Source organism: Saccharopolyspora thermophila, from assembly GCF_014646075.1.
Taxonomy (GTDB): domain Bacteria; phylum Actinomycetota; class Actinomycetes; order Mycobacteriales; family Pseudonocardiaceae; genus Saccharopolyspora; species Saccharopolyspora thermophila.
In genome coordinates this window covers 304,822-314,266 of the sequence record NZ_BMMT01000003.1, presented here as the reverse complement: position 1 = coordinate 314,266, position 9,445 = coordinate 304,822, and the positions used below count along the sequence as shown (strand labels likewise).

Here is a 9,445-nt window from a genome sequence, read left to right as displayed (position 1 = left end):
GTCGAGTACCCAGAAGACGCGAACGCTGACAGAAAGCCGGTCCATGCCCACCATCCAGCAGCTGGTCCGTAAGGGCCGCCAGGACAAGGTCGCGAAGACCAAGACTGCGGCGCTCAAGGGGAGCCCGCAGCGGCGTGGCGTGTGCACCCGCGTGTACACCACCACCCCGAAGAAGCCCAACTCGGCACTGCGCAAGGTCGCTCGTGTCAAGCTGTCCAGCGGCATCGAGGTCACGGCCTACATCCCGGGTGAGGGCCACAACCTGCAGGAGCACTCGATCGTGCTCGTTCGTGGCGGCCGTGTGAAGGACCTCCCCGGCGTGCGCTACAAGATCATCCGCGGTTCCGCTGACACCCAGGGTGTGAAGAACCGTAAGCAGGCTCGCAGCCGGTACGGCGCGAAGAAGGAGAAGAGCTGATGCCCCGCAAGGGTCCGGCCCCGAAGCGGCCGCTGCATGCCGATCCCGTGTATGGCTCGCCGCTGGTCACGCAGCTGGTGAACAAGGTCCTGGTGGACGGGAAGCGTTCGCTGGCCGAGCGGATCGTCTACGCGGCGCTGGAAGGCTGCCGGGAGAAGACCGGCACCGACCCGGTCGTCACGCTCAAGCGTGCCCTGGACAACGTGAAGCCCACCCTGGAGGTGCGCAGCCGCCGCGTCGGTGGCGCCACCTACCAGGTGCCGATCGAGGTGCGCGCCGGTCGCTCCACCACCCTCGCGCTGCGCTGGCTCGTCAGCTTCGCCCGGCAGCGCCGCGAGAAGACCATGGTCGAGCGCCTGATGAACGAACTGCTGGACGCGAGCAACGGCCTCGGCGCGAGCGTCAAGAAGCGTGAGGACACGCACAAGATGGCGGAGTCCAACAAGGCCTTCGCGCACTACCGCTGGTGATGTCGGTCGGGTCTTGCCCGCCTCGGCTCACCGGTTCGACAGCTTGCACCTGCTGTAGGGAACGGGGAAGAAACTCGTGGCACGCGACGTGCTGACAGACCTGACCAAGGTCCGCAACATCGGCATCATGGCCCACATCGATGCGGGCAAGACCACCACGACCGAGCGGATCCTCTTCTACACGGGGATCAACTACAAGATCGGCGAGGTGCACGACGGCGCCGCGACGATGGACTGGATGGAGGAGGAGCAGAAGCGAGGGATCACCATCACCTCGGCTGCTACCACCACCTTCTGGAACGACAACCAGATCAACATCATCGACACCCCGGGCCACGTCGACTTCACCGTCGAGGTGGAGCGGTCGCTGCGCGTCCTCGACGGCGCGGTCGCGGTGTTCGATGGCAAGGAAGGTGTCGAACCGCAGTCCGAGCAGGTCTGGCGTCAGGCGGACAAGTACGACGTCCCGCGTATCTGCTTCATCAACAAGATGGACAAGCTGGGCGCGGACTTCTACTTCTCCGTGCGGACCATCGAGGAGCGGCTCAACGCCCGCCCGCTGGTCATCCAGCTGCCGATCGGCGCCGAGTCGGAGTTCGAGGGCGTCATCGACCTCGTCCGGATGAAGGCGCTGACCTGGCGTGGTGAGGTCAAGAAGGGTGAGGACTACGAGGTCGAGGAGATCCCGGCCGAGCTCGCCGACAAGGCTGCCGAGTACCGCGAGAAGCTGATCGAGGCCGTCGCGGAGTCCGACGAGGAGCTGATGGAGGCCTACTTCGGCGGCGAGGAGCTGACCGAGGAGCAGATCAAGGCCGGCATCCGCAAGCTCACCCTGGCCCGCGAGGCGTTCCCCGTGCTGTGTGGCACCGCGTTCAAGAACAAGGGCGTGCAGCCCATGCTCGACGCGGTCGTGGACTACCTGCCGTCGCCGCTGGACGTCCCGCCGGTGCAGGGCCTCCTGCTCGACGGCGAGACCCAGGCCGAGCGCAAGCCGAGCATCGACGAGCCGTTCTCGGCCCTGGTGTCGAAGATCGCGGTGCACCCGTTCTACGGCAAGCTGACCTACATCCGGGTCTACTCCGGCAAGGTCGCCGCCGGCACCCAGGTGATGAACTCCACCCGGGAGCGCAAGGAGCGCATCGGCAAGATCTTCCAGATGCACTCCAACAAGGAGAACCCGGTCGACGAGGCCCAGGCCGGTCACATCTACGCGGTGATCGGTCTCAAGGAGACCACCACCGGTGACACCCTGTGCGACCCGGCGAACCCGGTCGTGCTGGAGTCGATGACCTTCCCGGAGCCTGTCATCGAGGTGGCCATCGAGCCGAAGACGAAGGCGGACCAGGAGAAGCTGTCCACGGCGATCCAGAAGCTCGCCGAGGAAGACCCCACGTTCCAGGTCAAGCAGGACGAGGAAACCGGTCAGACCATCATCAAGGGCATGGGTGAGCTGCACCTCGAGGTGCTGGTCAACCGGATGAAGAGCGACTTCAAGGTCGAGGCGAACATCGGTAAGCCGCAGGTGGCCTACCGGGAGACGATCCGCAAGTCGATCGACCGGTACGAGTACACGCACAAGAAGCAGACCGGTGGTTCCGGTCAGTTCGCGCGCGTGATCATCGCCCTGGACCCGATCGAGCAGTCCGCGGACAGCCCGACCTACGAGTTCGAGAACAAGGTCACCGGTGGCCGCGTCCCGCGGGAGTACATCCCGTCGGTGGACCAGGGTGCGCAGGACGCGATGCAGTACGGCGTGCTGGCCGGCTACCCGCTGGTCGGCGTGAAGGTGACCTTGCTCGACGGCCAGTACCACGAGGTCGACTCGTCGGAAATGGCGTTCAAGATCGCGGGTTCGATGGCGCTCAAGGAGGCCGCCGCCAAGGCGAGCCCGACGCTGCTCGAACCGATGATGGCGGTCGAGGTGACCACGCCCGAGGACTACATGGGCGATGTCATCGGCGACCTGAACTCCCGCCGTGGTCAGATCCAGGCCATGGACGAGCGCAGCGGTACCCGCGTCGTCAAGGCTCTCGTGCCGCTGTCCGAGATGTTCGGGTATGTCGGCGACCTGCGGTCCAAGACCCAGGGTCGGGCGAACTACTCGATGGTGTTCGACTCCTACGCCGAGGTTCCGGCGAACGTGGCTAAGGAGATCATCGCCAAGGCAACGGGCGAGTGACCTGGTGCTCCGGTCCCGCCCGGGACCGGAGCACGGGAAGCGCACGCGTTGGCGACGGGGAGCAATCCCCTCCATTCGGCGGCGGATGGGCGGCTCCCGGCGGGGCTGCCCCGTTCGCCACCTACCCGACAGGACTCCGCCTGGCAACAACAAGTCGTACGGCGGAAAGTGAACAAGTCCAGGAGGACAATCCAGTGGCGAAGGCGAAGTTCGAGAGGGACAAGCCGCACGTCAACATCGGGACCATCGGTCACGTTGACCACGGCAAGACCACGCTCACGGCAGCCATCACCAAGGTGCTGCACGACAAGTACCCGGAGCTGAACCCCTTCACGCCGTTCGACGAGATCGACAAGGCGCCGGAGGAGAAAGAGCGCGGCATCACGATCCAGATCGCGCACGTCGAGTACCAGACCGAGAAGCGTCACTACGCCCACGTCGACGCCCCCGGTCACGCCGACTACGTGAAGAACATGATCACCGGTGCCGCGCAGATGGACGGCGCGATCCTGGTGGTCGCGGCGACCGACGGCCCGATGCCGCAGACTCGTGAGCACGTCCTGCTGGCCCGCCAGGTCGGCGTGCCGTACATCCTGGTGGCGCTGAACAAGGCCGACATGGTCGACGACGAGGAGATCCTCGAGCTCGTCGAGATGGAGGTCCGCGAGCTGCTGTCGGCCCAGGAGTTCCCGGGTGACGACGTGCCGGTCGTCCGCGTTTCCGCGCTCAAGGCGCTGGAGGGCGACAAGGAGTGGGGCGAGAAGATCCTCGAACTGCTCAACGCGGTTGACGAGAACGTGCCGGACCCGGTCCGCGAGATCGACAAGCCGTTCCTGATGCCGATCGAGGACGTCTTCTCGATCACCGGCCGCGGCACCGTGGTCACCGGCCGCATCGAGCGCGGTGTCATCAAGGTGAACGAGGAGGTGGAGCTGGTCGGCATCAAGGACAAGTCGATCAAGACCACCGTCACCGGTGTCGAGATGTTCCGCAAGCTGCTCGACGAGGGCCAGGCGGGCGACAACGTCGGTCTGCTGATTCGCGGTATCAAGCGCGAAGAGGTCGAGCGCGGCATGGTCGTCGTGAAGCCGGGCACCACCACCCCGCACACCGAGTTCGAGGCCCAGGTGTACGTCCTGTCCAAGGACGAGGGTGGTCGGCACACGCCGTTCTTCAACAACTACCGGCCGCAGTTCTACTTCCGGACCACCGACGTGACCGGTGTGGTGACCCTCCCGGAGGGCACCGAGATGGTCATGCCGGGCGACAACACCGACATGAAGGTGCAGCTGATCCAGCCCATCGCGATGGAAGAGGGTCTGCGCTTCGCCATCCGTGAGGGTGGCCGCACCGTGGGTGCCGGTCGCGTCACCAAGATCATCAAGTGACGTGGCGAGGGCCCGTTCCCGTGCTGCGGGGGCGGGCCCTCTTCGCTTTCGCCGAGCACCGCTGGCGAAGCGGTGATGCCGCTCGGTCCGCCCGTGCAGGGCGGGGCCAGGGCGGGTCCTCGGCGGAGAGCGACCCCCGATTTGGGGTGGCATCTCGGGTATGCCATCCTGTATGGGTTGCTCGTTCAGGGCGGCCGGATTCTTCGAACAGCATCGGAAGGTCCGGCCGCCCTGCTGCGAGGGCCTCGCGCCCTTGTTCGTGGTAGACCGACCGCCTGTGCGGTGGGCGGTGCCGAACGGGGCACACGAAGGTGTACGGGCCGTCAGGCCCATCCACTCGGCGACGTTCGAGGGGACCGGTGTGCGGTAGCCGGGCGACACGCCCGACCGCGTGTACCGGGCACCAGAAACCTGAACAGGGGCGGACCGAGGGCTGTGGCTCCCGGTATTGCATTCGGGGACGACACAAGGCTGAGGCCGCGTGGGGCACCACCGCCCGCAAGGGTGCGGTGCGCCCGCCCCAAGACCAAACCGCGGCACGAGACTAGAGGAACGGCAAGCCACTATGGCGGGACAGAAGATCCGCATCCGGCTCAAGGCCTACGACCACGAGGCGATCGACGCGTCCGCGCGCAAGATCGTCGAGACCGTGACGCGCACCGGCGCTCGGGTCGTCGGGCCGGTGCCGCTGCCCACGGAGAAGAACGTCTACTGCGTCATCCGCTCCCCGCACAAGTACAAGGACTCGCGGGAGCACTTCGAGATGCGGACGCACAAGCGGCTCATCGACATCCTCGAACCGACGCCGAAGACGGTCGACGCGCTGATGCGCATCGACCTGCCGGCCAGCGTCGACGTGAACATCCAGTAAGCGCGGCGACGAGGTAGCTGGAGAGAACGAGACCCATGTCTGACAGGCAGATCAAGGGGATTCTGGGCACCAAGCTCGGCATGACCCAGGTCTTCGACGACCAGAACCGGGTGGTCCCGGTGACGGTCGTGCAGGCCGGGCCGAACGTGGTCACCCAGATTCGAACCCCCGAGAAGGACGGCTACTCGGCCGTGCAGCTGGCGTTCGGCGCCATCGACCCGCGCAAGGTGAACAAGCCGCGTGCCGGCCACTTCGCCAAGGCCGGCGTGACCCCGCGTCGCCACCTGGTCGAGCTGCGCACCGCGGACGCCTCCGAGTACGAGGTAGGCCAGGAGATCAACGCCGACGTCTTCGAGGCGGGGGCGCTGGTCGACGTGGTGGGCACCAGCAAGGGCAAGGGCTTCGCGGGCACCATCAAGCGCCACGGCTTCCGCAGCCAGGGCGCCAGCCACGGTACGCAGGCCGTGCACCGCAAGCCGGGCTCCATCGGCGGCTGCGCCACCCCGGGCCGCGTGTTCAAGGGCATGCGGATGGCCGGGCGGATGGGCCGTGACCGCGTCACCGTCCAGAATCTGACCGTGCACAAGGTCGAGGCCGAGACCGGCCTGCTGCTGATCAAGGGTGCCGTGCCCGGCCCCAAGGGCGGCCTGGTCCTGGTCAAGACCCCGGCGAAGATCGCGAAGGGTGGTGCGTGATGAGCCTGACCCTCGATGTCCGTACCCCGGACGGCGGGACCGACGGCACCGTCGAGCTGCCCGCGGAGATCTTCGACGTACCGGCCAACGTGGCGCTGATGCACCAGGTCGTGGTGGCCCAGCTGGCCGCCGCGCGCCAGGGCACGCACGCCACGAAGACCCGCGGCATGGTGTCCGGCGGTGGCAAGAAGCCGTACCGCCAGAAGGGCACCGGCAACGCGCGGCAGGGCTCCATCCGGGCCCCGCAGTTCACCGGAGGTGGCATCGTCCACGGGCCGCAGCCGCGGGACTACTCGCAGCGGACCCCGAAGAAGATGAAGGTCGCCGCGCTGCGTGGCGCCCTCTCCGACCGGGTTCGCGCCGGCCAGCTGCACGTGGTCACCGGGGTGGTCGGCGGCGAGAAGCCGTCCACCAAGCAGGCCAAGGCCGCGCTGCGCAACTGGACCGAGGCCAAGAAGGTTCTGGTGGTGCTCAACCGCCGCGAGGAGGAGACCTCGTGGCTGAGCCTGCGGAACCTGCAGAACGTGCACCTGATCGACCCGGGCCAGCTCAACACCTACGACGTGCTCAACAGCGACGACGTGGTGTTCACCAGGGCCGCGTTCGAGCGCTTCGTCGCGAGCTCGGCCAAGGGCCGGTCGGTCAAGGCCGCCGCGTCTTCCGCAGAGGAGGCAGAGCAGTGAGCACCGACCCGCGAGACATCATCCTGGCGCCGGTGATCTCCGAGAAGAGCTACGGGCTCCTCGAGCAGGGGCAGTACACGTTCCTGGTCGACCCGCGCTCGAACAAGACCGAGATCAAGATCGCGGTCGAGAAGATCTTCGGCGTCAAGGTGACCAACGTCAACACGATCAACCGCCAGGGCAAGCGCAAGCGGTCCCGCACCGGGTACGGCAAGCGCAAGAACACCAAGCGGGCGATCGTCACCCTGTCGCCGGAGAGCAAGCCGATTGAGATCTTCGGCGGACCGGCCGTCTGACCCGGCGCTGATGAGGACGAGGTTGCGTTAGAGATGGGCATTCGCAAGTACAAGCCGACGACGCCGGGCCGTCGTGGCGCGAGCGTGTCCGACTTCGCCGAGATCACCCGGTCGGAGCCGGAGAAGTCGTTGGTGCGTCCGCTGAACCGCAAGGCGGGCCGCAACGCTCAGGGCAAGATCACCACGCGGCACAAGGGTGGCGGGCACAAGCGGGCCTACCGCCTGATCGACTTCCGCCGCAACGACAAGGACGGTGTGCCGGCCAAGGTCGCGCACATCGAGTACGACCCGAACCGCAGCGCTCGGATCGCGCTCCTGCACTACGCCGATGGCGAGAAGCGCTACATCATCGCGCCGAACAACATCAAGCAGGGCGACGTCATCGAGAGCGGTGCGCGGGCGGACATCAAGCCGGGCAACAACCTGCCGCTGCGCAACATCCCGACCGGCACCGTGATCCACGCGATCGAGCTCCGCCCCGGTGGCGGCGCCAAGATCGCGCGGTCCGCGGGCGCCCGGGTGCAGCTGGTGGCCAAGGACGGCCCGTACGCCCAGCTGCGGATGCCCTCGGGCGAGATCCGCAACGTGGACGCGCGGTGCCGGGCCACGGTTGGCGAGGTTGGCAACGCCGAGCACGCCAACATCAACTGGGGCAAGGCGGGCCGCATGCGGTGGAAGGGCAGGCGCCCCACCGTCCGCGGTGTCGTCATGAACCCGGTCGACCACCCGCACGGTGGTGGTGAGGGTAAGACCTCCGGTGGTCGCCACCCGGTCAACCCGAAGGGCAAGCCGGAGGGGCGCACCCGCCGCCGCAAGCCCAGCGACAAGCTCATCGTCCGCCGTCGCCGCACCGGCAAGAAGCGCTGAGCAGGGAGGTAAGGGAACATGCCACGCAGCCTGAAGAAGGGCCCGTTCGTGGACGACCACCTGCTCAAGAAGGTGGACGCGCTCAACGAGTCGGGCAAGAAGACCGTGATCAAGACCTGGTCCCGCCGGTCGACGATCATCCCGGACATGATCGGCCACACCTTCGCGGTGCACGACGGCCGCAAGCACGTCCCGGTGTTCGTCACCGAGGCGATGGTCGGGCACAAGCTGGGCGAGTTCGCCCCGACCCGCACCTTCAAGGGTCACGTCAAGGAAGACCGGAAGTCGCGCCGCCGCTGAGCGGGTCTGTGACACGAACGAGTAAGAGCAAGGGGTAGCAGGATGACAGCCCGTTCCGACGACACTGCCGCGGAGGAGACCCCGCGCGCAGTGGCGCGGGCCCGGTTCGTCCGCGTGTCGCCGATGAAGGCACGCCGCGTGGTCGAGCTCATCAAGGGCCGGAGCGCCAGCGATGCCCTGGCCGTGCTCCAGTTCGCGCCGCAGACCGCCAGCGGTCCGGTGTCGAAGGTGCTCGCCAGTGCGATCGCCAACGCGGAGAACAACCTTTCTCTCGACCCCGAGACGCTGTGGGTGCACCACGCGTACGTGGACGAGGGTCCGACGTTGAAGCGGTTCCGGCCGCGCGCGCAGGGCCGTGCGTACCGGATTCGTAAGCGGACCAGCCACATCACGGTCGAGGTCGAGTCGCGGCCGAAGGCGGCCAAGTCCCGAAAGAGCCAGAAGGGGAGTGCCCGGTAGTGGGTCAGAAGATCAACCCGCACGGCTTCCGACTCGGCATCACCACGGACTGGAAGTCCCGCTGGTACGCCGACAAGCAGTACGCGGAGTACGTCGCGGAGGACGTCAAGATCCGCCGGCAGCTGTCTCGCGGGATGGAGCGCGCGGGGATCTCCAAAGTGGAGATCGAGCGCACCCGTGAGCGGGTCCGGGTGGACATCCACACCGCCCGGCCGGGCATTGTGATCGGCCGTCGCGGTGCCGAGGCGGACCGCATCCGCGGTTCGCTGGAGAAGCTGACCGGCAAGCAGGTCCAGCTCAACATCCTCGAGGTCAAGAACCCCGAGGCGGACGCCCAGCTGGTCGCGCAGGGCGTGGCCGAGCAGCTGTCCAATCGCGTGTCGTTCCGGCGTGCGATGCGCAAGGCTATCCAGTCGGCCATGCGCTCGCCGCAGGTCAAGGGCATCCGGGTGCAGTGCTCCGGTCGTCTCGGCGGCGCCGAGATGTCCCGCTCGGAGTTCTACCGCGAGGGCCGCGTGCCGCTGCACACGCTGCGCGCGGACATCGACTACGGCTTCTTCGAGGCCCGCACCACGTTCGGCCGCATCGGCGTCAAGGTGTGGATCTACAAGGGCGAGCTGGTCGGCGGCCTGAAGCAGAAGCAGCAGGAGTCCGAGGTCCGCCCGCCGCGCGGCGACCGCGGGGGCCGCTCCGAGCGCGGTGGCCGTCGTCGTGGCGGTGGTGACCGCGCCGCGGCGGACAAGTCCGCCGACAAGGCCAGGGCCTCGGAGGGCGAGCAGCCGCAGGCTGCTGCGGCCGAAGAGAAGACGGAGGGCTGAG

The 9,445-nt window shown here is 67.3% G+C and carries 12 protein-coding genes; all 12 read left to right on the top strand.

Features of this window, described 5'->3' with window-relative positions:
- Positions 1-43 precede the first annotated feature (43 nt).
- The 12 genes from rpsL to rpsC all read left to right on the top strand — a co-directional run bounded on the left by rpsL (position 44) and on the right by rpsC (position 9,444).
- The gene (gene rpsL / locus IEY17_RS07700) at positions 44-418 is read left to right on the top strand and encodes a 30S ribosomal protein S12 (protein ID WP_188986588.1); all 375 of its coding nucleotides are present in this window, start codon (positions 44-46) and stop codon (positions 416-418) included.
- Complete coding sequence (gene rpsG, locus IEY17_RS07695) at positions 418-888, top strand: 30S ribosomal protein S7 (protein ID WP_188986587.1); 471 nt, start codon at positions 418-420, stop codon at positions 886-888. The genes rpsL and rpsG overlap by 1 nt, the downstream gene beginning before the upstream one ends.
- A 76-nt stretch (positions 889-964) precedes the next feature.
- Positions 965-3,067, top strand: a complete 2,103-nt coding sequence (gene fusA, locus IEY17_RS07690; protein ID WP_188986586.1) for an elongation factor G — start codon at positions 965-967, stop codon at positions 3,065-3,067.
- 194 nt (positions 3,068-3,261) lie between these two features.
- On the top strand, positions 3,262-4,455 hold the full coding sequence (tuf, locus tag IEY17_RS07685; protein WP_188986585.1) for an elongation factor Tu: 1,194 nt from the start codon (positions 3,262-3,264) through the stop codon (positions 4,453-4,455).
- Positions 4,456-5,020: 565 nt separating this feature from the next.
- Positions 5,021-5,326 (top strand): 30S ribosomal protein S10, encoded by a 306-nt coding sequence (gene rpsJ / locus IEY17_RS07680; RefSeq protein ID WP_009948626.1) that lies wholly within the window; start codon positions 5,021-5,023, stop codon positions 5,324-5,326.
- Between the two features lie 35 nt (positions 5,327-5,361).
- The gene (gene rplC / locus IEY17_RS07675; protein ID WP_188986584.1) at positions 5,362-6,021 is read left to right on the top strand and encodes a 50S ribosomal protein L3; all 660 of its coding nucleotides are present in this window, start codon (positions 5,362-5,364) and stop codon (positions 6,019-6,021) included.
- Positions 6,021-6,704, top strand: a complete 684-nt coding sequence (gene rplD, locus IEY17_RS07670) for a 50S ribosomal protein L4 (RefSeq protein WP_188986583.1) — start codon at positions 6,021-6,023, stop codon at positions 6,702-6,704. The genes rplC and rplD overlap by 1 nt, the downstream gene beginning before the upstream one ends.
- Positions 6,701-7,000: a 50S ribosomal protein L23 gene (gene rplW, locus IEY17_RS07665; protein ID WP_188986582.1), complete on the top strand. Its 300-nt coding sequence runs from the start codon at positions 6,701-6,703 to the stop codon at positions 6,998-7,000. Before rplD ends, rplW begins: the two co-directional genes overlap by 4 nt.
- Before the next feature lie 33 nt (positions 7,001-7,033).
- The gene (gene rplB, locus IEY17_RS07660) at positions 7,034-7,867 is read left to right on the top strand and encodes a 50S ribosomal protein L2 (protein ID WP_188986581.1); all 834 of its coding nucleotides are present in this window, start codon (positions 7,034-7,036) and stop codon (positions 7,865-7,867) included.
- A gap of 18 nt (positions 7,868-7,885) precedes the next feature.
- Positions 7,886-8,167: a 30S ribosomal protein S19 gene (gene rpsS, locus IEY17_RS07655; protein WP_188986580.1), complete on the top strand. Its 282-nt coding sequence runs from the start codon at positions 7,886-7,888 to the stop codon at positions 8,165-8,167.
- A 42-nt stretch (positions 8,168-8,209) separates the two neighbouring features.
- Positions 8,210-8,626: a 50S ribosomal protein L22 gene (gene rplV, locus IEY17_RS07650; RefSeq protein WP_188986579.1), complete on the top strand. Its 417-nt coding sequence runs from the start codon at positions 8,210-8,212 to the stop codon at positions 8,624-8,626.
- The gene (rpsC, locus tag IEY17_RS07645) at positions 8,626-9,444 is read left to right on the top strand and encodes a 30S ribosomal protein S3 (protein WP_188986578.1); all 819 of its coding nucleotides are present in this window, start codon (positions 8,626-8,628) and stop codon (positions 9,442-9,444) included. Before rplV ends, rpsC begins: the two co-directional genes overlap by 1 nt.
- The last annotated feature ends 1 nt before the right edge of the window (position 9,445 follow it).